The organism is Peribacillus sp. YIM B13472 (assembly GCF_042788005.1).
In the GTDB taxonomy this organism is placed as follows: Bacteria; Bacillota; Bacilli; order Bacillales; family DSM-1321; genus Peribacillus; species Peribacillus simplex_E.
In genome coordinates this window covers 1-23,717 of the sequence record NZ_JBHZPG010000038.1, presented here as the reverse complement: position 1 = coordinate 23,717, position 23,717 = coordinate 1, and the positions used below count along the sequence as shown (strand labels likewise).

At 38.7% G+C, this 23,717-nt stretch carries 20 protein-coding genes; 5 read left to right on the top strand and 15 right to left on the bottom strand.

Annotation, left to right across the window (positions count from 1 at the left end; translation table 11 throughout):
- Positions 1 to 270: 270 nt before the first annotated feature.
- From pabB to ACFX4I_RS22180, 7 genes are all read right to left on the bottom strand, one after another.
- A complete protein-coding gene (gene pabB, locus ACFX4I_RS22210; protein ID WP_377423040.1) occupies positions 271 to 2,019 on the bottom strand; it encodes an aminodeoxychorismate synthase component I in 1,749 nt (582 codons plus the stop codon).
- A gap of 92 nt (positions 2,020 to 2,111) precedes the next feature.
- On the bottom strand, positions 2,112 to 3,134 hold the full coding sequence (locus ACFX4I_RS22205; RefSeq protein ID WP_230302104.1) for an LLM class flavin-dependent oxidoreductase: 1,023 nt from the start codon (positions 3,132 to 3,134) through the stop codon (positions 2,112 to 2,114).
- Between the two features lie 92 nt (positions 3,135 to 3,226).
- Positions 3,227 to 4,225: an LLM class flavin-dependent oxidoreductase gene (locus ACFX4I_RS22200; RefSeq protein WP_283931743.1), complete on the bottom strand. Its 999-nt coding sequence runs from the start codon at positions 4,223 to 4,225 to the stop codon at positions 3,227 to 3,229.
- A gap of 287 nt (positions 4,226 to 4,512) precedes the next feature.
- Entirely contained in the window at positions 4,513 to 6,759 is a 2,247-nt protein-coding gene (locus ACFX4I_RS22195) for an AAA domain-containing protein (protein WP_377423036.1), read from the bottom strand.
- 232 nt (positions 6,760 to 6,991) lie between these two features.
- A complete protein-coding gene (gene pepF / locus ACFX4I_RS22190; protein WP_230302100.1) occupies positions 6,992 to 8,788 on the bottom strand; it encodes an oligoendopeptidase F in 1,797 nt (598 codons plus the stop codon).
- A gap of 116 nt (positions 8,789 to 8,904) precedes the next feature.
- Positions 8,905 to 9,531 carry an FMN-dependent NADH-azoreductase gene (locus ACFX4I_RS22185; RefSeq protein ID WP_230302099.1) on the bottom strand — a complete coding sequence of 209 codons (627 nt, stop codon included), beginning with the start codon at positions 9,529 to 9,531 and terminating at the stop codon, positions 8,905 to 8,907.
- A gap of 234 nt (positions 9,532 to 9,765) precedes the next feature.
- Positions 9,766 to 10,500: a YqcI/YcgG family protein gene (locus ACFX4I_RS22180; RefSeq protein WP_377423033.1), complete on the bottom strand. Its 735-nt coding sequence runs from the start codon at positions 10,498 to 10,500 to the stop codon at positions 9,766 to 9,768.
- A gap of 230 nt (positions 10,501 to 10,730) precedes the next feature.
- Here ACFX4I_RS22180 and ACFX4I_RS22175 point away from each other — a divergent pair, with 230 nt between their 5' ends.
- The gene (locus ACFX4I_RS22175; RefSeq protein WP_076369546.1) at positions 10,731 to 10,985 is read left to right on the top strand and encodes an alpha/beta-type small acid-soluble spore protein; all 255 of its coding nucleotides are present in this window, start codon (positions 10,731 to 10,733) and stop codon (positions 10,983 to 10,985) included.
- A 132-nt stretch (positions 10,986 to 11,117) separates the two neighbouring features.
- Here the strand turns inward: ACFX4I_RS22175 and ACFX4I_RS22170 are convergent, their stop codons facing one another.
- Both ACFX4I_RS22170 and ACFX4I_RS22165 read right to left on the bottom strand, forming a co-directional pair.
- Entirely contained in the window at positions 11,118 to 12,326 is a 1,209-nt protein-coding gene (locus ACFX4I_RS22170) for an iron-containing alcohol dehydrogenase (RefSeq protein ID WP_230302098.1), read from the bottom strand.
- A 129-nt stretch (positions 12,327 to 12,455) separates the two neighbouring features.
- The gene (locus ACFX4I_RS22165) at positions 12,456 to 13,343 is read right to left on the bottom strand and encodes a R2-like ligand-binding oxidase (protein WP_230302097.1); all 888 of its coding nucleotides are present in this window, start codon (positions 13,341 to 13,343) and stop codon (positions 12,456 to 12,458) included.
- Positions 13,344 to 13,482: 139 nt separating this feature from the next.
- Here ACFX4I_RS22165 and ACFX4I_RS22160 point away from each other — a divergent pair, with 139 nt between their 5' ends.
- Positions 13,483 to 14,169 carry a response regulator transcription factor gene (locus tag ACFX4I_RS22160; RefSeq protein ID WP_283931746.1) on the top strand — a complete coding sequence of 229 codons (687 nt, stop codon included), beginning with the start codon at positions 13,483 to 13,485 and terminating at the stop codon, positions 14,167 to 14,169.
- A 41-nt stretch (positions 14,170 to 14,210) separates the two neighbouring features.
- Here ACFX4I_RS22160 and ACFX4I_RS22155 read toward each other — a convergent pair whose 3' ends face one another.
- Positions 14,211 to 15,299 carry a branched-chain amino acid aminotransferase gene (locus ACFX4I_RS22155; RefSeq protein WP_283931747.1) on the bottom strand — a complete coding sequence of 363 codons (1,089 nt, stop codon included), beginning with the start codon at positions 15,297 to 15,299 and terminating at the stop codon, positions 14,211 to 14,213.
- Positions 15,300 to 15,984: 685 nt separating this feature from the next.
- Here ACFX4I_RS22155 and ACFX4I_RS22150 point away from each other — a divergent pair.
- A complete protein-coding gene (locus tag ACFX4I_RS22150; RefSeq protein WP_230302094.1) occupies positions 15,985 to 17,253 on the top strand; it encodes an L-lactate MFS transporter in 1,269 nt (422 codons plus the stop codon).
- A 563-nt stretch (positions 17,254 to 17,816) separates the two neighbouring features.
- Positions 17,817 to 18,884, top strand: a complete 1,068-nt coding sequence (locus ACFX4I_RS22145; RefSeq protein ID WP_283931748.1) for an AI-2E family transporter — start codon at positions 17,817 to 17,819, stop codon at positions 18,882 to 18,884.
- 391 nt (positions 18,885 to 19,275) lie between these two features.
- Here ACFX4I_RS22145 and ACFX4I_RS22140 read toward each other — a convergent pair whose 3' ends face one another.
- On the bottom strand, positions 19,276 to 19,845 hold the full coding sequence (locus tag ACFX4I_RS22140; protein WP_377423029.1) for a YueI family protein: 570 nt from the start codon (positions 19,843 to 19,845) through the stop codon (positions 19,276 to 19,278).
- Positions 19,846 to 19,952: 107 nt separating this feature from the next.
- On the opposite strand from ACFX4I_RS22140, the gene ACFX4I_RS22135 reads away from it, so the two are divergent.
- Positions 19,953 to 20,696: a L,D-transpeptidase family protein gene (locus tag ACFX4I_RS22135; protein WP_230302091.1), complete on the top strand. Its 744-nt coding sequence runs from the start codon at positions 19,953 to 19,955 to the stop codon at positions 20,694 to 20,696.
- Positions 20,697 to 21,088: 392 nt separating this feature from the next.
- Here the strand turns inward: ACFX4I_RS22135 and ACFX4I_RS22130 are convergent, their stop codons facing one another.
- The 4 genes from ACFX4I_RS22130 to ACFX4I_RS22115 form a co-directional block, all read right to left on the bottom strand.
- Positions 21,089 to 21,217: a hypothetical protein gene (locus ACFX4I_RS22130; RefSeq protein WP_377423026.1), complete on the bottom strand. Its 129-nt coding sequence runs from the start codon at positions 21,215 to 21,217 to the stop codon at positions 21,089 to 21,091.
- 115 nt (positions 21,218 to 21,332) lie between these two features.
- Entirely contained in the window at positions 21,333 to 21,755 is a 423-nt protein-coding gene (locus ACFX4I_RS22125) for a nucleoside 2-deoxyribosyltransferase (RefSeq protein WP_377423023.1), read from the bottom strand.
- Positions 21,756 to 22,088: 333 nt separating this feature from the next.
- Positions 22,089 to 22,409 (bottom strand): hypothetical protein, encoded by a 321-nt coding sequence (locus ACFX4I_RS22120; protein ID WP_230303537.1) that lies wholly within the window; start codon positions 22,407 to 22,409, stop codon positions 22,089 to 22,091.
- Between the two features lie 110 nt (positions 22,410 to 22,519).
- Positions 22,520 to 22,873: a DUF4190 domain-containing protein gene (locus ACFX4I_RS22115; RefSeq protein ID WP_283931749.1), complete on the bottom strand. Its 354-nt coding sequence runs from the start codon at positions 22,871 to 22,873 to the stop codon at positions 22,520 to 22,522.
- Positions 22,874 to 23,717 lie beyond the last annotated feature (844 nt).

Sequence of the window (23,717 nt, the reverse complement as noted above, 5' to 3'; positions counted from 1 at the left end):
ATGAGGTTAGGAATTGTCTCCTCCCGATTCCCTTTCATGATTTTAATACAAGACTTTTATTTTTGATGAAACCACATTAGGCTGAAGAAATTTGTGACACTCCTGGCGAATGTCTGGAGCTGAATATTATTCCAATACTCATTCCTAAATTGCCGGTTGAATCGACAGCAATCGAATATTTTTTTAAAAAAACTCCTTGTATTCATCACTCGCAAGCATTCCATAAACTGCAATAAAGATTTTTATTTTCACTTTTTACGAATAATCAGCTTAGAAAGTTAAATTCACTTTTAATTTCCCTCGAACGCTATTAATAAACCAAATTTCCTCAGCGTTATTTAGGTCATCCTTTGAAATGGGTTTTTCTTTGATTTCCTTCTTCCTGATCAAGTCTTGACGAAATGTTCCAGCAAGGAGACCTGCGTCCACAGGAGGGGTATAGAGGTCACCATTTATCTTCACCACTACATTTCCGTTCGTGAATTCGGTGATGAATCCTTCTTCATTCCAAAGCAGAACATCCTGGAAGTCGGGATTATTCATTTGAAAGCCTTCATATACATCACGATTGGTGGTCTTATGAAATAGAAATGGATTTGCACTTGATATTGGAGTTTCAGCCAAGATGGCCGTAAATTCTGAATCAAGGGGCTTGATTGCTTGTCCGGAGACTTCAATTTCACCATTTTCATTAAGTAGTACCCTTACCTTTTGCAACGTCCCTTGGTTTAATTCCGCATACTTTTGGAGTCGATCTCTTAAATACAATTCAGGGAATCGATAATCGAAGTAATCAGCGGATTGTTTCATCCGATCTATATGATCATTCAACAAATAATATTCGCCATCCTTGAGTTTCATCGATTCCAATAGTTTGTATGCAGGCTTTTCCACCGTCAATAATTTGGCTTTTAAAAAGGCTTCGTCATATTCTTCCGATAACTCGGAATCCCAAGTGATTCCCCCGCCTACCCCATACTCAGCTTTCCCTGTTGCCTTATCGATCACGACTGTACGAATCGGCACATTAAAAACGGCTTCGGATTCAGGGGTGATAAACCCGATTGCACCGCAATAAACTTCACGTGGTGAATTCTCGATATCAGCGATAATCTCCATCGTTTTTATTTTAGGTGCACCTGTTATCGATCCACATGGAAAAAGGGCCTTGAATATATCAATGATTGTTGTTTCGGGATTCGTATCGGCTGTAATCGTGGATGTCATTTGCCAAACGGTCGGATATTTTTCAATTGCCTTAAGCTGTGGAACCTTGACGCTTCCAGGTTCTGCAATCATTCCCAAATCATTTCTGAGCAAATCCACAATCATGTAATTTTCAGCTTGATTCTTTTCCGAGGCTGCTAACCAGTCTGCATTGAGCTGATCCATTTTCAGTGTCGTTCCCCGTTTTACCGTTCCTTTCATTGGGCGAGTAATCAGCTGACCATCTTCCCAACGGAAAAACAACTCGGGTGAAGCCGATAGGATTGAATGTGTCCCCACATTCAAATATGCACTATAGTTCGAGCGTTGGGCTCTCTTCAAGCGATCAAAGAAAGCGAAGTCATCTCCTTCGAACTGGGATTGCAAACGCATCGTATAATTAACTTGATACGTATTGCCATTCTCGATTTCGGATTTAATTCTTTGAAACCCGGAATGATAGGTATTTGAATCCGTTTCTGATTGCCATTCAGCTAAATTAAAAGCCCCGGTCATTTTTTCAGGTAATTCTTCTTCCGGTTTATCAAAAATCCCGAACCATAATAACGGCATTTTGGCTCCATCTTTTACTTTAAAAGATTTTTCAAAAGCAGGTGCCGCTTCATAGGAAACATATCCCGCTGCATAATGCCCCTGATGAATCGCTTCCTGGACTTTTTGGAATTGAGGAAGGACATCCCCAATTGAATGGGCGGTGAACACTTTTTTCGGGTTCGTAAAATAAAGAGGCCGGCTGTCACCTTGTTTATCTGTGAAGTGAAATATTAAGGATAAAGGATCTTCTCGTTTCATTCTTCTCTCCTAACTTTGTTTATGAAGACAATCGGTATGTATTTTATAAAAAAGCTTGCAGACACGTAATCTGCAAGCTCATTCTTTGACACTTATTTCATTCCAGTAACTTCTGCAATGATTTCATAAGAACGAAGGCGTGCATCCTGATCATAAATGGCAGAGTTTATAATCATTTCATCCGCCTGTGTTTCATTTAAAAATGCCTGCAACTGCTCTTTAACCTCTTTTGGATTTCCTATAACGGAAGCGTTCAACTGCTTCATGACGATGGCCTTTTCATATTCTGTCCAAAGGCCTTCCATCGTATCAACTGGAGGTGCAAGTTGACCAGGCGTGTTCCGTATCAAATTCAAGAACTGCTGTTGATAAGATGTAGCAATCCTTTGCGCTTCTTCCGTAGTATCAGCTGCAAATACATTGATACCAACCATGACATAAGGTTTATCGAGAACGTCGGATGGTTGGAAATTATTGCGGTAACGAGCTAAAGCTGGTTGAGTATTTTCAGGGGAAAAATGGCTTGCAAATGAAAATGGCAAGCCCAGCTGTGCTGATAATGCTGCACTGAAGCCGCTTGAACCAAGCAGCCAAATCGGGATATCCTGTCCTTCTCCAGGGATGGCGCGAACACGATTATGTTTAGAATCCGGATCTAAATAGCTACGGAGCTGTGCCAATTGTTCAGGAAAATCCTGACCGTTATTACGTACATCACCCCGGAGTGCCATGGCAGTAAATTGATCGCTTCCCGGCGCACGCCCCAGTCCTAAATCTATTCTACCGGGATACATTGCTTCCAATGTTCCAAATTGTTCTGCGATAACCAGCGGTGCATGATTCGGTAGCATTATGCCTCCAGAACCCACACGAATTCTTTCCGTCCTACCTGCAACATAGCCTATAAGCACTGACGTTGCAGAGCTTGCAATCCCAGGCATGCTATGGTGTTCTGCAACCCAGAAACGGTTGTAATTCCATTGCTCCGCATGTTTAGCTAATTCTACTGTATTTTTAAAAGCTCCCGAAACTGTACCACCCTCAACGATAGAAGCCAGATCCAGAACGGAAAAAGAAATGTCGCTAAGTTTTTTTGCATGTTGATCAGCATTCATATCTTCATCTTCTTTCTTTCAATTATGATAATTGGACGCAAAGCCATCATATAGAAAATGCACACAAAATGCACATAAAATGCTCGTAGGGATTAACTGTTAAGAATTTCCCTGGCAATCAAACGAAACGAATTAAGCCGATCCTCCAACTTATGAGTTATGGTTATCAGCATGATTTCATCTGCTTGATATTTCTCCTGAATCTCGAAAAGTCGATACTTCACTTGTGAAGGGGTACCAAAAATCAGTTTTTTATCCATGGTTTCCATCAGTGCTTTTTCTTTTTCAGTCCAAACATGGTTCCTTACCTCTTCTATACTTGGAACCTGCTTTCTTTCCCCTTGACCACTTTGAATTTTCCATAGAATGTTGCTAAGAGCGATTTCTTTCGCACGTTCCTCCGTTTCTGCGCATATGGCCGAAACCGTAACGATCGTTTTAGGTGCTTTAAGTATCCCTTTTGTTTGAAAGTTCTCACGGTACTTGTGAAAACACTGCACGCCATCACTTTCACTCATGAATTCACCAAACGCGTATGCAGTGCCATTCTCAGCGGCAAGTTTTGCACTTTTCCCGCTTGTTCCCAATATCCATGGTTCAGGCGGCACCATTGGGATAGGAGCAGCAGAGACATTTGAAAAAGTATGTTCTTTCGGAAATTCATCTCTTAGAAAATACAACAGTTCTTGAACAAGTTCTGGCATTTTGTAAACATTCTGAAGAAAATTATCGGATAATGCCATCGTTGCTTCGGCAGATCCACCAGGAGCACGCCCCAGTCCAATATCAATCCGTCCTGGAAAAAGTGTTGCAAGCATATTATAAGTCTCTGCTATCCTATATGGCTTATAATGCGGAAGCAGCACTGCCCCTGATCCAATCCGGATATTTTTTGTTTGTGCACCAATGTAGCTTATCAAAACCTCTGGAACAGAACAGGCCAATCCCGGCAGATCATGATGTTCAGTTAACCAGATTCTGCTATAACCAAGTCTATCCCCTTCTTGTGCTAGTTGTAGTGATGCCTGCAATGCTTCTTGTGCTGACTGCCCGGATGCAATTGGGGATTGATCCAAAATGCTCAGTTTCATTTTGTTACCGCCTTTCTTGGCTTTCGTAACTTAATGGTAAATCATAACTAGTCGAAAGTCGCATGAAACGCTTGCTTTGTTATTTTAGTTTGCAGCCTTTAACGGAAAATATAAGGAGTTGAACTAAATTGGAGAGTAGAAGTAAATAATATATTCTAGAGAGGTGTTTGGTTTAATACATTAATTGCACAGGTGACTTAAGGAGTCATCTCATTACTTATTCTAGCGAGGTTTTTTTTGGAATAAATGTAAATGAAGAAAAGCCCTTTTTAAGGGCCTTCCCGATGCTATTCACTCTTTTTAAATTGAGATAGTAATTCATCCGCCATTATTTGCGAATCCAAACGAGCCGCTATAAATGGAGGCTGGACCCGATTATTGGACTCTACGGGCAAACCTAGCCAGACAACTCTTTTATCGAAGATGATAAAGGAAAAGGAAACAGGTGAACAAATAAAATGATCAGAGTTGATATCAGGGTTTCTTTTTGCTGAAATGATCGTCAATTTCACTGCAGGGTTTCGTTTCATTAAATATTGCTGCCACTCTTCTGACAAACTATTCAAATCCGGAACAGCGATAACCATCTCTTGTTTTGTTGATTCAATATCCTCCTGAAAGTCCTCCAATTTACGGGCATGCATCCATTGCAATCTCGGGTGCTGGTGTTTAACCCATTTTCCAATGTCTTTCTTTGATACAATCTGATCATTTTGAATTTGATGATCGACAAGCTGACGAAGTGTTTTGCTGCGGTAAACGTGTTTGTTAACAAATGAAGTGTCACATACATGTACGAACTTACCCTTAGTCCTTGTTATGGCCACATTAATGAGCCTTTCACTTTCTCTTCCTGTCAATAACATTCCAGCCCTGTTTTGCGGATAACTATCAACTGTGTCAAAGATCATCATCTCACGTTCACTTCCCTGGAAACGATGTACAGTTGCAGCGATGATATCCGCCGTTTGCCGTTCTTTCTCATATAAGTCATCCAATAGTTTTTCCATCAAGTCTGCCTGAGCACGATAAGGGGCAACATAACCAATTGACCTTGATCCGCCCACATAAGCTTCATGAATCAGTTGAAAAGATAAAAGCAATTGCCATAAATTCATTCTCGAGTGGGATGTCCGTTCTGTGATGCAATATTCCCCTGCTAAGCTAGTATCGAGAAGTGCTGCTGCCTTATTGGCAAACGGTTCCGACAGCATTATGCCCTCTCTGCTAGTCGCTACACTTTTATGATCGCCTACAAAATTGTTATAGACGACACGATTAGTGAATGCTGAAATATCCGGATGCATGCGGCGCTGTTCCTTTAATAGGAATAAATGAGGATGGAGTTCTCCATCTTCAACAGACTGGGCGACACCGGCCCGATGAAATATGTCTTCCTTCAGCCAAAGTTTCACGAGGGAATCACGAGCCGAAGCTATAGGTGGCAATTGTTTGAAATCACCACAAACGATAATATGCTTGGCTAACGCTGCAGCAAAAGCTACCTGAGGTACGTAAGCCATACTCGCTTCGTCCAAAATAACCAGATCATACTCTTTTTGATAAACCGTTTCATCATTTGCGGCTTTAGCTAAGGTCGTCCCGATGACTTTTGCTTCTTTTACGAATTGAATCTCTTTTTGGCGGATTTTCTCCAAGACTTTGGCCAGCTTTTTTTCTATCTCAATTAATTGATCTGTATCCCTTTTACTGAATGACCCTGCCAGGTCATGCTTTAATAGACGTTTCTCTTCGCCAAGCTCTTCTTTTTCTTTAACTAATTTCGGTTCATGTTTACCTAATAATTGCCCTGTAACAATATCATCATGGATGGCTAGTGATTCACCGATTTGAGATCCATAGCGAAGCACATCGCCTTCTTTGAAACGATCTTTCTTTTTAATGAATGATGAAATTTCAGCCATCAAAACATCGACAGCCTGGTTGCTATGGGACAAAACCAGAACTTTTTTATCTTGTAAATAATGATTGGCTACTGTACGAGCCAATGTAAAGGTTTTTCCTGTACCAGGGGGTCCCCAAACAAAAGTGACAGGATTGAACTTCGAGCGTGCATATAATTCTTTCACACTGCTTTGTTTTTCATTTAAAGGATGTTTTTGCGGCATGGACGGATCCATCAGGCGTTTGATCCGAAGCCTTTTCCTTTTGCTTCTTTTGATTTCATCCAAGCGGACAATCAATTGTTCCAGCAATTCCCAAGGATCATGGTATAAAAAGGCTTCACCGATCATATCGCCTAACGAACGATCAAAAACAATGATTATACTTTTCCCCTCTGATGAAAGGATTCTTCCATCCTGTTTAATCCCTCCCCATTCCAGTCGAACGAGGGAGCCGACAGGGATTTTTATCGATGAACCTGTTTCAAAATAATAATTGAAAGATCCGTCACTTGTAAGCAGATGGCCGTTTGAAACCAGGTATTTTGTGCTGCCATACTTTTTCAAATGCAGGATCTCAAGTTGAATTGCCTGCTGCCATTCTTTTATATAATTTACTGTCGAATTCATTTTTCACTTTCCTCACAAAATATGCCATTGAAGTACAAAGAAACTGGCCCATTGGCTAGGCTCCGATGTTTAAAATAACGCTGTCACCATGACTTTTTTCGCGAATTACCTGTTTCTTCAGCATATAAAATAAGGCCCAATCTATTGATTGGGCCTTTCTTACGCCAATGTTTTAACTATAGCATTTTTTATAACATCATACCATGGGCTCTTTTGGAAGAAATGGTTTAGATTAGCCTTCAGTCAAATCAGTGAATTGGTCGACCAGATCGCTGAAAATCTTCATTGCATTTTCGATTGGATCAGGTTTAGTTAAATCTACCCCTGTTTTCTTAAGCAGCTCCAATGGGAAATCAGAACTCCCGCTTTTCAAGAAAGTCAAATAACTTTCAAGTGTTTTTTTGTCCCCAGAAAGGATCTTATCAGCGATAGTAATGGCTGATACGTAACCAGTAGCATATTTGTAGACATAAAACGGACGATAAAAGTGTGGGATGCGTGACCAGCCATACTTCACTTCTTCATCGAAAATTATTTCATCTCCATTATAAGCGCGAAATATCGATTCATAGGCTGTATTAAAAACCTCGGCATTTAGAGGTTCTTCATTTTCAGCTTTTTCATGTACGATCTTTTCGAACTCCGCAAACATCACCTGTGTGAAGAATGTTCCTTTAAAACTATCTATGAAATGGTTAAGTAAGTGTTTTTTCTTCTGTACATCTTTTGTAGTCTTAATTAAATGGCGAATCAAAAGGATTTCATTCACAGTGGAAGCAACTTCAGCGACAAAAATGGAATACCCAGCACTTATTTGCGGTTGGTATTTTGAGCTATAGTATGAATGCATGCCATGTCCAGATTCATGTGCAAGTGTAAATACACTGTCTAAATCATCACGGTGATTTAATAGGATGAATGGGTGAACACCATAAAGTCCTAAATTGTAAGCACCTGAACGTTTTCCAGGTGTTTCCCTGACGTCGATATATCTTTTTTCCTTAAAGGTTTTCAGGATTGTGATATACTCTTCGCCAAGCGGTTTCAGCGCCTCCACCATCAAAGAAAAACCATCATCGTAAGAAATCTCCTCTTTAGCGCCTTCGACTAATGGTACACTTAAATCATAGGCACGCAATTCTTCTACACCCAGCAATTTTTTTCTTAAATGAATGTATTTATGCATGGGTCCGATATTTTGCTTAGTAGACATAATTAAATTATCATAAACCTCTTTTGGAACTTGATCTCCAAATAATGATTTTTCCAAGGCAGATGGATAATTTCTTAGTTTTGACAGATTCACATTATTCTTGATTGCTGTGGAAAGAGTGGAAGCTATCGTATTCTTCAATTGTACATATGGCTGATAATAGGCGAAATAGGCCTCTTTTCTTTTATCGCGATCATCGTCCTCAATCAATTTGGAATACATTCCTCGCGTCAGCTCCACCCTCTCGCCGTCTTCATTCGTAACTTCCCCAAATTTAATATCAGCATTGTTGATCATCCCGAACGTTTTTTGAGGTGCTGAAAAGGCTTCGCCTATTTGGGAAAGCACCTCTTCTTGTTCTTTCGTTAACACATGGGCTTTATAGCGGAAGGAATCCAGTAGATCCTCCTCAAAATATTTTAAACCCTCGATTTCATTTATGTACCCTTTTAATGTGTGTTCTTCCAGACTCAAAAGAAACGGCATGAAAAATGCAGAAGCATTACTTATTTTCTGCCCTAACTTACCAGCCCGATCCAGCAATGCTTGTGATGAGGTTACCCGTGTATCCAAATCCGCTTGCAGCATGGCAAAAACATATAGCTTGTTATAAATGTACCCAAGTTCCTCACTTAATCGTAAATACTCGAACAAATTTTGAGCCGACTGAATATGTCCATCGTAAGTTTTTAATTTTTCTGTCATCTTCAGGACTTCTTGATAATCTTTTTCCCAATTAGACTGATCATCGTAAATATCCTTTAAGTTCCATGTTTCTTCTATTTTTATTTCGTCACGTGATTTAAACGTTTGCATTTGTCTGCACTTCCTTTCATGCTTATAGGCTTACCCTTTATTATAATCGACTTTCAGAAAAATCTGCATAGAAAAACCAGTATGCTAAAAAAACATACTGGTTTCCGCTTTTATAATTAGAATTTTGCTGCAGTTTCAGCAACTTTCGCCAATCCTTCTGCAACGATATCCTGTGAGCGATCTGGGTATTGATTATGTCCCTCGATTACGACTGTTTCTGGGTTTGTTATGCCCCATAGGTTTAAATTCATCTTTACGTATTTCTCTGCCATTTCGCCAGCATCCATTCCAGGCAATGCATAATCGGATCCGCGTGCATTAAGTAAAGCCACTTTTTTACCTCCAGCTAAGCCGACTGGGCCTTCAGCTGTATATTTGAATGTTGTTCCCGCTTGAGCAAGATAAGAAATATAAGTTACCAATGGTGCAGGAACCGTTGCGTTCCATAGCGGGAAGGCAAATACTACTTTATCGGCAGCAAGGAATTGATTCAAGTATTGTTGCACGATATCAGCAATCTCCACTTCTTCTTCAGTCAATTCCATGCCTTGGCTGCGTTTATATAGGGCAGTAATTGCTGTATTTCCGTAGTAAGGTAAGTTCAGTTTAAATAAATCCAATTCAGTTATTTCATCATTACTATTTGCTTCCTTATATGTGTTCAAAAACGTTTCATACATTTTGACACTAATAGCTTGATCCGCTGGGCGGTCATTTGATTTAACAAATAATACTTTAGACATTTTTATTCCCCCAATAGTTAATTTTGTATGTTATTAAAAAAATAGCATTTAATCCAAATATCTCGAATTAACTGCAATTTCTACTTTCACATTATAAAACTGAAAATCCAATAAGGCAAGAGATATGTTTTTTATTTTCAAATGTCCATTTCATGAGGTTTTCACGCCTTGATTTTATTATCCCCGATGCCTTCTAAGTAAGATGCGAAAAAACCGAGAGCAATTTGCCCTCGGTTAAGTTAACTCTTTATGATGGAAGGGACACTTACCTTTTATCGGTTCTATATCATCCCCAATGAAAAATTGTTTCCATTCATTATGATTTACATCTCCAAAGTGACTGATATCAGGATGTTTAGGAAGATTATCCCATTTCTCCACTCGTTCCCGAACCTTTTCACGCGACATGATTCCGCCTTTTTCCGTTCCTTCCAAGCCTTCAAAGATCATCCGGGGTTGAAATCCAAGTACAAGGCTATTTCCTAAATCGCGGGTTTTACGCTGTTTATAAGCAGGTGCATTACCAAAGACAAAGATTGGTTCCCCTGCAAAATGATAGTCCCATAAATAATGCTCGGGATCTTTCGGCTTTTCAATTGGCCAAGGTTTTTTATCCGCTTTATGCAGGTATTGCAGGATATCCCAAAACCTTTTACGGTAAAATTCTATATCACCCTCTATCGATTCAGGCTCCATAAAGACAAAAAGGCCATGCCTGATATATGGTGGTTCCTGAAATAAATCAAGAAAGCTTTCCACTGCTTTTGGGAGATTGGACCAATCCCCCTGTGTGATATAAGCATAGCGAAGTTCCCCTTTATTTTCAGCTTTCATACCAAAATAACATGGAAAGGTTTTATCGGTCACTGTATTATGGAATGTTTGATATTCCTTAATTAGCCATTGCGGCACTCGATCGGGATTTGTCATATCTTCTTTTGTTAACAAACTTGAATTAGCAGTCAGCATCATTTTTCTCCTTAAATCATTTTATTATATGTTACCCGCTTTAAATAAACTAAAACTTCTTCAGGCTGCAAATAAACTCAATCAATCGCATCCTATATAATTACTTCTTTATTTAAGAGATTATGACTGCCTCCCGATTCATCGGATTCCAATTAAAAAACTTTCGATCTGCATATTAATCATTTTCTTTACATTAGGATAACCTAAGAAAAAAATAGGAGTGATGCAAATTGGCAAGGAGAAGGAAAATTCTAGTATCTGAAGCGCGAAAAGGACTCGATGATTTAAAAGCCAAAGTTGCTGGTACAAAGAATCCCGAAGAAGCAAAGTTTGAAGTAGCAAAAGAAATGGGCGTACCCCTGAAAAAAGATTATAACGGTGAACTGACATCCAAGCAGAATGGAAAAATAGGCGGAAAGTTAGGCGGAGGCATGGTCAAGGAACTTATAAAGATGGCACAGGAGAATTTAGGAAAAAAACATTAACAAGCGTCGATTCCTGTTGGGGTTGCTCCTTCAAATATATCGAAACGAACTGACTGAACGAAAAATTTTGGGACTTAACATATGGCACCCAACGCAAATAAGCCAACCTTCATGGGCTGGCTTTTTTTTAGTTTAATTAATTCCCACGGGTGAAACTCTTGAAACTACTGACATTATTAATTCCTCTGACATCGGGTAATTAGTGGCAGCTGGATCCGTCATTACTGCTTTAAGAATTCTTTTCATATCTGACTGGTTAATTCCATAGGCGCTGAAATCGGAGGGCAGCCCAAGATCAGATAGGAAAACGCGGAGCTTTTCTACCACTTTCGCTAATATCCCTTTTGAATCTTCATCATGTATTTTCACACTAAAGGCTTCGGCTATCAAATGGGCCTTTGGAAGATATAAATCCGAGGTTGATTCCATGACGACCGGTAATAACACGGCATTGGCCAATCCGTGCGGAATACCGAATAACGCCCCATATGCATGGGCAAAGTTATGAACCGGAATCACATTCAGTGCACTACAAAATGCAGTGATTCCCATCATGCTTCCATGCAACATTTCCATTCTGGCCTCAATGTTCGTTCCGTCCTTTACGGCCCTCGGTAAGTTTCTTTCAATAACTCGAATGGCCTGATTTGCATATGCATCAGTTATTGATGTCGCTGCAGGTGAAACGATCGCTTCAATTGCATGTGTCAATGCATCGGCACCAGTAAACGCCGTAATGTCAGACGGCAGTCCGACTGTTAATTCGGGATCTAGAATGGCAACATCCGAACTTAAAAAAACATTGTATATATTCATTTTGACTTTTTTATGTTCATTATATATGACTGCGATCGGGGATACTTCAGAACCGGTTCCTGCTGTTGTGGCTACGGAAATATGCGGGATATTCATCGATTGGGCTTTTGGAAAACCCTCATAAAGATAACCGCTTGGTATCGAATCATTTATATCCGTAATCCCTTTATATAATCCGAATTTCAATGCTTTTGCTGTATCAATGACACTCCCTCCACCAATGGCAAGTATGGCATCGGCATTCACTTCGCGTGCATATTTCAATGCTTCGTTAACACATTCACTAGCTGCGTCTTGTGTAACACCCAGAAACTGTCCAACTACTTCAGCTCTGGCACCTAATTTCTGCTGCTCAAAAGTTTCGGCAACTTTTTTAACGACACCTGCATTTTCCAAGCCGGCATCACTCACGAGTAGAATCCTTTTGGCCCCGAGACCATTGAATAGGTCCGGAATGAGTGAACGAGTGTTAGTGCCACTGTAAATTGAAGACCTTAACCAAAAATTCGAATGAGCGTTTACCATCAAAAAATTTCACCTCAGATATATTAGTCTATATTCGCAATTAAGAATTGTTCATGCCCTGCTACCAAGTTTCTGATGGCCAGTCATTAGCAAATGTAAAATGGACACTAAGCTTGTCTCTTATCGGCTTTACAAAACCCCATATTCCTTTTCGTTACTTTGATAGATCTCTTCAATCCCCTTTCCTTTTGCCCTGGCTAAAATCTCCATCCGCACTGATAATTGTTTCATGGTAAAATTCAATATAGCTTGTTGGTCATTATCAAATGGATTTCCTAACCGATCATATCCCTCCGTATTTAACGCGATGGCCAGTGGCGAAAGTTCCTCCATTCTCTTTTCAACCTGTTTAAAGATATGTGGGTGTTCACTGATGATTCTCTGCAGCAGGAAGGTCCCATAAGCAATATGGCGTGATTCATCCTTCTTCAACAGACCCACGCCTTTTAATAAACCTGGCATCATTTTATTAGCTTCGAGAGTCTGATAAAACCCGAAATATCCAGTTTCTGCAAGTACACCCTCGGTAAACATATTATAAACAGTGGCTGCTTCCGCCAATGCTTCAGGGGATTGATCGGATAAAAGTCTCTCCATCGCTTCAGGCAATATTTCATAAAAAATCGATTTATAAATGTCTGAATGATAAACCGTCAAATCACCCGTTTCACCTATTTGATCTAACGTATAACGAAAGAACTCCATATGCTTCGCTTCCTCGAAAAGGAATGTCGTTAAGTACATTTCTTCTTCGATCCTTCCCTCCTTGGCTATCGTCATAATTAGCGGCAGCAAATCTAGAGTAACGGCTTCTTCTCCGCCCTGAAAAAGGGAAATGATCCGTAACAACACCTCCCTTTCAATATCAGTAAAAGACCTCCAATCTTCTTTATCCTGGCTGAAATCGATGTCGCGAGGGTTCCATATACCGAACTTCTTTGCTTTTTGATAAAGTTTAAAGGGGAGGGTATCTTCTCTAAAACTCCGGCTGGTTGTCGTTAAATTCTTTCTTTTCATTGTAATGCCTCCTTGAAATTATGAACTTTAAAGTTTTGAATCTCTAAGACTTTATTTAATTTGTAAGAGTTTTCATTATATTGTAAGATATTAGTAGCAGTTATCCTAGCACTGAAAATGTAGGGAGGAATAAAGTCGAATGCTTGAGGAAACCCTGATGAATCATGTAAAAAAGATTTCCCATCAAAAAGATATGGCAAATAAATCACATATGATCGTAAAGGGCTGTGTGGATTTTTTTTCATTTCAACGAGCATCTTTATTCAGTTACTCATATTTAACAGGAATGGGTGAAGGAATATGTGCATGTACAAGTGAAGATACCTTTTCATTACATAATGTAAAAGAAAATATTCATGATATATACCCCCTCCACCAAGCAGTCATCCATAATAAGCCCATATACTTAACCATCCAGCATGCGCAATCTTCCATACCTGCAAAATACGTTAAAAGATTTTCCATCTCTTCATTGGCGATCATTCCGATAATCGTGAATGACATGGCCATCGGTCTAGTGTTGGTTGACCCCATTCATGCCACCGAGCCTGTTACCAAGAATGATTTAATGAAGCTTTCCCATTATTTAAAATTGGCTGTCGGTTCAACATTGAATTCCGCCCCTCCCACTTACCTTCTAAGCAAACGTGAAGTTGAGGTCCTTCAATATTTAGCCAATGGAATGGGATTAAAGCAAATGGCACCAAAAATGAGCGTTAGTGAATTTACCGTCAGAGATCATATTTCTTCTGCAATCAGGAAATTGGGAGTGAATCATCGGACAGAGGCCGTCGCGGTTGCCATTAGACACAAAATGATTATGTGAAAACAAAAAAACCTTCAAAGAAGGTTTTTTTTGTTTAAGTATCATTGAGTCACTTTTTCTTCAACTTTCGTAGTCCAGTTCAACTCGTCTGCGACTTTACCTGTTTGGACACCTGTCAGTGTATCATAAAGCTTTCTAGAAAGTTCGCCAGTTTCCCCGCTTTGAACAATCATTTCTTCACCATTCCACAAAAATTCACCAATTGGTGATATGACCGCGGCTGTACCCGTTCCAAAGGCCTCTTCCAATTGACCTAATTTATAGGCTTCATGGACTTCCTCCATCGAAATGCGCCTTTCCGACACGGGAAGACCCCAATGTTTCAGCAATTCGATAATGGAATCACGAGTAATACCCGGAAGGATACTTCCATTTAAAGCAGGAGTGATGATTTCACCATTAATTTTGAAGAAAACATTCATGCTTCCAACTTCTTCGATATACTTTTTCTCCACCCCGTCTAACCAAAGAACTTGGGCATAACCCATCTTTTCGGATACTTCCTGGGCTTTTAGGCTCGATGCATAATTACCGCCCGTTTTGGCTTCACCCGTACCTCCATTAACCGCTCTTGTGAAAGCTGACTCCACCGCTATTTTAACTGGATGAATGCCTTCTTTATAATACGAACCTACAGGTGACATGATGATGATGAACTGATATTTATCCGATGGAGAAACTCCAAGATAAGGCTCAGTAGCTATAATGAATGGCCTGATATATAAGGATGTCCCTTCTGCTTGGGGAATCCAATCCTTATCAACGCTAATTAAAGTCTTTAAAGCCTTCAACGCAAAATCAACGTCGATATCCGGTATGCATAATCGGCTATTTGAACTATTTAAGCGTTGGAAATTCTTTTCCGGACGGAATAAGATAATTTCATCCTCTGATGTTGCATATGCCTTCAATCCTTCAAAAACGGATTGACCATAGTGAAAAATCATAGCTGACGGCTCTAATGAGAGCGGTTGATAAGGAACAATTCTTGGATCATGCCACCCTTGCCCTTGTGTGTAATCCATAATAAACATATGATCGGTAAACTGCTTACCGAACTCAAGCTGGTCCGCCTGTGGTTTTTCTTTCTTTGTTGTACTAAGCGTGATTTGCATGTCATGTTCCTTCATTACCAAAACCCCTTGTTGATTAAATTTACAAGATTTCACTTCCATAAAATCTATCTTTAATTAGTTTACTCCTATCAGGAATCATAGTTCAAGCCTTTAAGACGAAATTTTCGGAATTTTTTTAAAATAAATGGAATTTTTTTGATTTCCAGACTATGATTCCTGAAAAAAGAATGATTTATTCCTGAAACCTCTCAAAAAATATCAATTCCGATTGTTTGCTAAGGTAACTTGAACTCGTAAATATTAGTTTATTTTAACAAAATAATTACAATAAAGCCAATGAGAATATTTCTAGGTATTCCATCATGGCACCTTAAGTAAATTCAATCATTTCCCTTTTATAACCAAAAAATATTGATAAAAAGGATGTGCAGCAAGTTCTAGATTACAAGTGATCTAAAAACACTTAGAGCTGATACCTACAAACTTATATGTATATTATAAAACCTAAGAAAATATAACATTTTTTATTCTGATTCATAAAGTGGTTTTTTCATGCCATTCCCAATTTTAATCCAATGGAATAAAGAGGAAAATTTTTCATGAAATTCAATTTAGTAGTTTACTACTAAATAATAATCTTATATACTTATCCCACAAGATAGATAAAACGCATGCAAAACGAGTTATTATAGATAAAAGGCATGCAACTTTCTTATTTTTGACGAAAAGGGGTAACAACATGACAAAAAACAGATGGTTAATCGCTTTATCAGCTATCGCCATTCACCTTTCCATTGGTGGTGCATACGCCTATAGCGTATACAAAAAACCGTTAGTTGAGACTATGGGGTGGTCAGAAACTGAAGTAACGTTAGCATTCACAATAATGATGGCGCTTGCAGGAACTTCTGCAGCCTTCTTTGGTAAATTCGTGGAAAAAAATGGTCCAAGAAAGTCAGCTATGGTCGCAGCTGTATTATTCGGTTTAGGACAAGCCGGTTCCGGTTTAGCAGTAATGGTCGATTCACTTCCGCTTTACCTATTGACATATGGGGTTTTAAGTGGACTTGGCATGGGGATCGGGTACATTTCACCAGTATCCACTTTAGTCAAATGGTTCCCAGATCGCCGGGGATTGGCAACAGGAATGGCAGTATTAGGATTCGGTGCCGGAGCTCTCATTACAGCCCCAGTAGCTGCAAGCCTTATGGAATCCGTTGGCATTTATACTACATATTATATTTTAGGAGCAGGCTATTTCATACTGATGTTCTTAGGTGCATCCTATATTGCACCTCCAAAGGCCAACTGGCTACCTGAAGGAATGAAAAAAGATATTGAGTCCGGTAAGAAAGAACTGAAGAAAGACCTAAGGCAATTAACTGCAAAAGAAGCGGTTAAAACTAAACACTTCTGGATGCTATGGTCCATGAAATTGATAAATACAAGTGCAGGGATCATGATGATTTCGGTAGCTTCACCGATGGCTCAAGACGTTGTTGGTCTGTCTGTAGCAGGTGCAGCAACATTAGTCGGCATTATGGGAATCTTTAATGGCGGAGGAAGACTTGGCTGGGCAGCAGCATCTGATTATATTGGACGTCCAAATGTTTTCGTCATTTTCTTCATCATTCAAATCGGAGCGTTCCTTTTACTTCCAACTACTACAAATACTCTATTATTCCAAGGTCTCATCTTGCTGGTCGTAAGTTGTTATGGAGGAGGATTTTCAAATCTACCTGCATTTGCCGGGGATTTATTTGGAACTAAGGAAATTGGTGCCATCCACGGTTATCTTTTAACTACGTGGTCTCTAGGTGGGGTTTGCGGACCAATGTTGGTTACTGGAATCAGGGAAAGTACGAACAGCTACATCCCGGTATTCTACGTTTTCGCAGCATTAATTGCGATAGCATTCGCCATCTCCATCTGGTTGCGACTCGACATTAAAAAAATGCAAAGAGAACAGAACCAAGGAGTAACGAACACCATAAGTAAAATATCTTAAAACCTTTCAAAAAGGCATTATCCAAGTAAACTTCCCTAAACGGAATTCACCTTTGATGATGCCTTTTTTAGTTTGTTTATGGCCATAACGGTGTATCTTTTGGAACTGTGGCACATCCGAAGATTTTATGGATTACGTCATCCCCCCGGAATCTTTGCTCGTGCAGTTGTGCTCATATCTAATGCTTAATCGCAGTAGTCTTGGGAAATGCAGTTAGCCGTGCAATCCTTGTAGGCGGACTTTATTGTGGACTTATGCACGTAAAGGCAGGAAAACGTTATAGTGATCGATAATTTTTTTAAAAATTGACCATCATTTCACAGTGAAAGTCTTGTATTCGTTTCCCATGATAACAACTTCAATAAACAGATTGTATTCCCATTTCCTTGTTGCTGGTAAGCTAGCATTCCTTTTATCAAAATTGAAACAGCACAATCGAATTTAAGTTGAAAGATAAACGTTCATTATAACATGTTTTCACCAAACATTTTGAACAAGTTAAATAGTTTAACATTAAGCTAAATCAGGGAATCAAGTAAGAGATGGAATTGGGGGGGATTGTCTTGTGGATCAATAAACCGTTTTTCAAATATGCATGCGGAACCATTTTGATCATTTTAATTATTTTTTTACTAGGTAAGATCGATTATGTTCTGCAGCCGGTACAAAAAATCATTGCAGCCATGTTTTTCCCTATTATTGTGGCTGGGCTTTTATACTATATTTTACGGCCGGTCGTTAACTTTTTAACTGAGTTTATCCCGAGGTCAGCTAGCATCTTCACCGTTTTTTTGATTATATTTACTATGATTGGGATGGTAAGTTACTTTGGAAGTCCTGTAATCGTGGACCAATTTCAAAAATTATCTGAAAACCTCCCCAGCAAAGTGAAGGAATTCTCTAAAGAATCTGAAGTGATGATTGAAAAAAATGATTTTGGCATGGTTAATATGGAAGATCTGAAAGAAAAAGCGGTCACTCATTTGAAAGATTACTCGGAAAAACTAATAGTGAATGTCAATACCATTTTTTCCACGATCACGAGTGTATTAACAGTATTGGTCATTACACCATTCATTTTATTCTATTTCTTGAAGGATGGAGATAAATTAAGACCATTTCTATTAAAATATATACCGAACGATGTAGAATCAGAGGGGAACACGATTTTAAAAGACGTCGATAAAGCCCTTTCAACTTATATTATCGGTCAATTTATCATATCAATCGTCATTGGGACTTTGATGTATATCGGCTACCTGATTATCGGTCTCGATTATGCACTCGTATTAGCCTTATTCGCCATGATTTTTACCGTTGTACCATTCCTTGGTCCATTAATAAGCATCATCCCTGCCCTTTTCATTGCCTTACAGCAAGACATTGGGTTGGCGGTGAAAGTTCTCATTGTCCTTACCGTTGTTCAACAGGTCGAAGGGCATTTGGTTACACCGAATATTATGGGAAAACGGCTTAACATTCACCCACTTACCATTATCTTATTGCTGCTTGCTGCAGGATCAATATACGGTTTCGTTGGCATTTTAATCGCTATCCCAGCTTATTCCGTAGTAAAAACGATTATAGGGAATTTCAGGAAGTTTTACAGATTACGGAAAAGGGTTACATAAACAAGACTGGTTGTCTACGCATTTAATTAAGGCGTTGTATCCTTAGTAATCCAGAAGTATTTTTTTAAAAAAGGACATACTATCAACGGTTTAGATTGTAGACAACCTCTGGGTTTGCCTGCAGTTTTTCTTTTAAAAAAGTTCCAGTTGATTTCAGAAATCAGCTCCCTTTTTGCCGACTGTCTGCCAAGCCTCCTCGACGCAACCGTCCTTGGAGGCTTGGCTAGCCAGTTACTCGGGAGGGTTGTCACAAATCCCTTCAATTTAAGGAGGGTTTATCCTATAAAACAGTAAAAAATATGAAGGCTAACCTTTTCTCGTTATAAATTGAGGGTTCGGTGTGAGACCATTCCCCCCTTTTGTAGACAAACTAAAAACGTTGATAGAATTATCAACGTTTGTTTAATAATTTTTTAACAATGCGTTTAAAAAACGCTTTGAAGCTTTTCTTTTTGATAACTTGCTGGACATGATATTGCTTCTCGATATAAATTTCTTCTTTGTTTATGGCATTAATTTCTGCTAATACCAGACCCAATTCGGAGTTATGATCTTTGTTTAGGACAATTTTGTAAGGAATATTATGACTCATTGCCAATTTTATATATTTCCCTAAATATTGATAGTCCATCTGACCATTTAAAAACAAATTTGAACGGGGATGCTGCTTCATCATTTGCTCTATCTCCGGATATACATTCTTTTCAAAGACTTGGCTTTTTTTTAGGACGATGACGACGCGCTCCCGTAATGTGCCCAGAAATTCCCTACGTTCACCAGGCTTGATTTCTTTTGGACCATGGATGCCTTGTTCTAGATAGTCCTCCACCTTTAGGCGTGACAATTCTTTTCCCACCTCCGCTTTCACTTCAATAATGTATGTAATATGGCCAAAAATAGTGCCCATCATTTCTAGATATGCCAAAAAGCAGAAAGTTGCTCTTGGTTTAATATTACACATTTTTATAGTCTACCCCCATTTTAAAAAATTGTCACTCTAGCTTCACTTCATGCATAGGATAGTATATGTGTAAATGTAGGTTGCTTAAATGAGGGACGGGGAAAAATATGAAAAAATTAATTGTATTTATATTAATATTCGCCTTTAGTTTTGTTGGGTTCAGTAATACTTCAGATGCGTCAGCAAGACAACTGATTATCATCAATAAAGACAATAATCAGCTTGCCTATTACGAAAATGATAAATTGGTGAGGGTATTCATCGTGGCGACAGGAAAGAAAGCCTCCTACACTCCAGAGGGAAAGTTCAAGGTAGTGACAAAGATTGTGAATCGTCCCTATTATAAAGGCAACATTAGAGGCGGAGACCCAAAAAACCCTCTAGGTAAAAGATGGCTGGGGATCAATGCAAGGAATACACCAGGAAATACGTACGCAATACACGGCAATAATGATCCTACCACCATTGGGAAATATATAAGTGCCGGTTGTATTCGTATGTATAACAATGATGTTCAATGGCTGTACGATAGGGTGAACATGAACACTGTAGTGCTGATTGCCAGTTCGAATAAATCATTTGCCACCATAGCTGCCACGAATGGATATAAAGTGAGTGGATCTGTGAGCCTACCTGTAAATACCAACGCTTCCCTGAAGAAAGGTAGCAGTGGCCCCCAAGTAATCGAACTGCAAAAAAGATTAACTAAACTTGGATACAGCACTAAAGGAGTAGATGGGGCATTTGGAAAAAATACTGAAGCTGCTGTAATGAAATTTCAAAAATCCAAAAAACTCAATTCCGATGGGGTCGTCGGACCAAAAACGAAAAAAGCGCTTGGACTTAAATAATTTTCATTACCGATATCCACTGTTTAGAGGATATCTTTTTTTATGTTTTAATTGTACAACCTATACATAATTACCCATATCGTCTTTAATTTTCCACCATCAGTTATTGACTTTATGTTATAATTTATACATCAACAGCTAATCATAATCGCACTGTCATTACATACAAGGAGGTAATACAAATGTACGATGAAATTCTCTTAACATCCATTAAAGCAATTTTTGTAATTGGCACCATCGCGATGTTTGTGATTTTAGGATTCGTAAAAGGACGCCGTTTTTAACTTTATCTAAAATATCCTCACTTGCCTGATTACATGTATAATTTCATACCGGTAATCAGGTTATTTTTCACGCAGAAAAAAGCATATCCTCTCTAGGCATGCTTTTCCTTACCGATTCCAATAATCCGTTTTATCTAAAAGTTGATCGATGTCAAATGTATCAAGATGGAATGGAACTGACTCTTCTGCAATCGCTTCAGTGGCTAACAATAATTGGTCGATATCAATAATGGCCAAAACAGGTCCTCTCCCTTTTTTTAATGGTCTTTTACCCTCATTTTTTTAATACATTAAACACTTCGTTCAAAAGAAATTTTATTAGAGGGTATCCTTTGAATTTTACATTTGACATTCAATTTAGATGCAGTGAGTCTTTTTCAGATCCTTCCGGAGAAAGCGTATGTATCAATTTAACCAGCTTATAAAAGGTACCGCTGCAGATTGTAACCTCGGGCAGATTATGAAATATTGATTTTTTATTAATATGATAATTGTCTTTCTCAGGTGAATACACAATGATTTTCTTATTTAAAGATAAAGCATATCCAAGCTCATATAGATTACCTTTTCCTGCTGTTAGGAAGATCAGCATGAAACCGGCTTCCTCAATCCCCTTTTTTTCATATTCTCCAATGCCGTCCGTTATTTGGTTTTTCTCATCATTCGCAATTAAATTCAAATCATTCACACAAGTAAACCCTTTTGAAGTCAGTTTCTTGATCAATGATCTTACTTGCTTCAAATTTTTTTCGTCTGATGCTATATAATATTTCACACATACACCTCCAAAATATATAACTATTGATACTTTTTACCTATGTTACCTATACTATACATATTCGTTATAAAGAACGCAATATCCTTTCCCCAAAAATAAAAAAATAATTAAAGGGAAATTTTAAGCGAAACAAAAAAACCATCATTCCTTTTGCAGGGAATGATGGTTTTTCAAATATGCAGTGGTATCATTATCTCCGTCGACTTCAGCTTACTCAAGAAAATAATAAACGATGTACTAATTATGGTTTGACATTCCAGGGTACAAAATGTTCATTGAATTTCAAAAAATACAAAATAAAAACCTTGTCCCCTAATCGGCAAGGTTTATTTATTTTTCATATGTTATATTTTCTATTTCAATCCTGAAGGGTGCAGCTTCACAAATATTAATTCCCCTATCCAGTTTCACCTTTTCCATTTCACTTGCATCCGGGATAGTTTTTTTATCGTGAATAAAATGTTCGACCATGGCTTTCAACAGTTCTTGAGCACAAGCTAAGGCATCTAGCCGATTCCTACCGCTAACGGAAGAAATAATTCCTTCTCGCCTAAAATCCGGGAAACAAACTTGAACGGAAAAAGAGTCGATAATCAACGGGTGCTTTTCATAATAGAATACGGCTGGATACTCAAAAATTTGAATGGTCAAAATATCATCCCTTCATACAATATTTAGGTTTTTAAATTAATTATAACATAAAATCCCATTTTATATATGTTTATTTTACTTTTCTTAGTTTTTTAGGTTAATACTTAGATTTAAAAGGTTGTTATGTCCGTACTTACTGCGAAATAAAAAAACACCAGGAAAATCAGGATCACGATAACATTTAAGATTATTCCAATAATGCTGCACACTTTTCCAGCTGTCACTAATCCATTTCCAGATTCACCAGTAAGCTTAATTTCTTGTTTACTCTTCGATGCAAATATTAAACCCAGAATACCTAATATGATGCCTATGAATGGAATTAACAGGGATAATACCCCCATGATCAATGCTACAATCGCTTTGCTATTGCTTTGTTTGATTTCCGACATATATTTCACCTTCTTTCTTCCTTTATATATACGGTTAATAAATGCAAAAGATTCATTTTTTTGTGTACTCATTCATCACATTCCAGTTGATTTCAGTAATTCACTCCCTTTCCGCCGACTGTCTGCCAAGCCTCCTCGACGCAAGCGCCTCCGGGGTCTCGGCAAAACCAGGTATTCTGCAGGAGTGTCGCAAATTTCTTCAATCTTGTAAGGGTTTCATCTAAAGAATAAAAAATCATGGAGTATAACCAAGTCTTGTTTTATAAATTATGATAATTATTCCTTAAAATCGTGAAAGGGATTCAGGATAAGGCCATTCCTAACCTTATGATGTCGACAAATGTAGACAAACCTGAAGAAACTCCAGGTTTGCATACAGTCTATAAAAAGACAGTCCAGTTGATTGGAATGAAAGGTACGAGACACCTGCGGGAAAAGCGCGTCCAGGGGAGACCCCACAGGCGCAAAGAGCGCCGAGGAGGCTCCCGGACCGCCCGCGGAAAGCCATTGCCTGGAGTGGAAATCGACGCACAAATTTTACAAACCCTCAAAAAATGTTCCAGTTGGTTTCAGAAATCCGCTCTCTTTCCGCCGACTGTCTTCCAAGCCTCCTTGCGCAAGCGTCTTTGGTGTCTCGGCTAGCCAGGTATTCGGCAGGAGTGTCGCAAACTTCTTCAATCTAATAAGGTTTCATCCAATATAAAGTTAAAAAACATGAAGGATAAACAAGTCTTCTTTTAAAATCATGGTTTGGGGTAAGACCATTCCGACCTCCTTTTGAAATTCTCTTTGAATTTTCGCCTAAAGTTAAGAGATTGGGGCTCTACGAGCCCACTATTTTAGGCCATTTTTGGACCTCGCCATGTCCAATTGGCCATCTTCTTTAAATTAATGGCAGCGAAAGTAAGCATCGCCT

What these genes read in the sequence shown, in the direction of transcription:
- pabB (WP_377423040.1), bottom strand. Translation starts at nt 2,019, where the DNA reads ATGAAACGAGAAGATCCTTTATCCTTAATATTTCACTTCACAGATAAA.
- ACFX4I_RS22205 (WP_230302104.1), bottom strand. Translation starts at nt 3,134, where the DNA reads ATGAATGCTGATCAACATGCAAAAAAACTTAGCGACATTTCTTTTTCC.
- ACFX4I_RS22200 (WP_283931743.1), bottom strand. Translation starts at nt 4,225, where the DNA reads ATGAAACTGAGCATTTTGGATCAATCCCCAATTGCATCCGGGCAGTCA.
- ACFX4I_RS22195 (WP_377423036.1), bottom strand. Translation starts at nt 6,759, where the DNA reads ATGAATTCGACAGTAAATTATATAAAAGAATGGCAGCAGGCAATTCAA.
- pepF (WP_230302100.1), bottom strand. Translation starts at nt 8,788, where the DNA reads ATGCAAACGTTTAAATCACGTGACGAAATAAAAATAGAAGAAACATGG.
- ACFX4I_RS22185 (WP_230302099.1), bottom strand. Translation starts at nt 9,531, where the DNA reads ATGTCTAAAGTATTATTTGTTAAATCAAATGACCGCCCAGCGGATCAA.
- ACFX4I_RS22180 (WP_377423033.1), bottom strand. Translation starts at nt 10,500, where the DNA reads ATGCTGACTGCTAATTCAAGTTTGTTAACAAAAGAAGATATGACAAAT.
- ACFX4I_RS22170 (WP_230302098.1), bottom strand. Translation starts at nt 12,326, where the DNA reads ATGGTAAACGCTCATTCGAATTTTTGGTTAAGGTCTTCAATTTACAGT.
- ACFX4I_RS22165 (WP_230302097.1), bottom strand. Translation starts at nt 13,343, where the DNA reads ATGAAAAGAAAGAATTTAACGACAACCAGCCGGAGTTTTAGAGAAGAT.
- ACFX4I_RS22160 (WP_283931746.1), top strand. Translation starts at nt 13,483, where the DNA reads ATGCTTGAGGAAACCCTGATGAATCATGTAAAAAAGATTTCCCATCAA.
- ACFX4I_RS22155 (WP_283931747.1), bottom strand. Translation starts at nt 15,299, where the DNA reads ATGAAGGAACATGACATGCAAATCACGCTTAGTACAACAAAGAAAGAA.
- ACFX4I_RS22150 (WP_230302094.1), top strand. Translation starts at nt 15,985, where the DNA reads ATGACAAAAAACAGATGGTTAATCGCTTTATCAGCTATCGCCATTCAC.
- ACFX4I_RS22140 (WP_377423029.1), bottom strand. Translation starts at nt 19,845, where the DNA reads ATGTGTAATATTAAACCAAGAGCAACTTTCTGCTTTTTGGCATATCTA.
- ACFX4I_RS22135 (WP_230302091.1), top strand. Translation starts at nt 19,953, where the DNA reads ATGAAAAAATTAATTGTATTTATATTAATATTCGCCTTTAGTTTTGTT.
- ACFX4I_RS22115 (WP_283931749.1), bottom strand. Translation starts at nt 22,873, where the DNA reads ATGAGTACACAAAAAAATGAATCTTTTGCATTTATTAACCGTATATAT.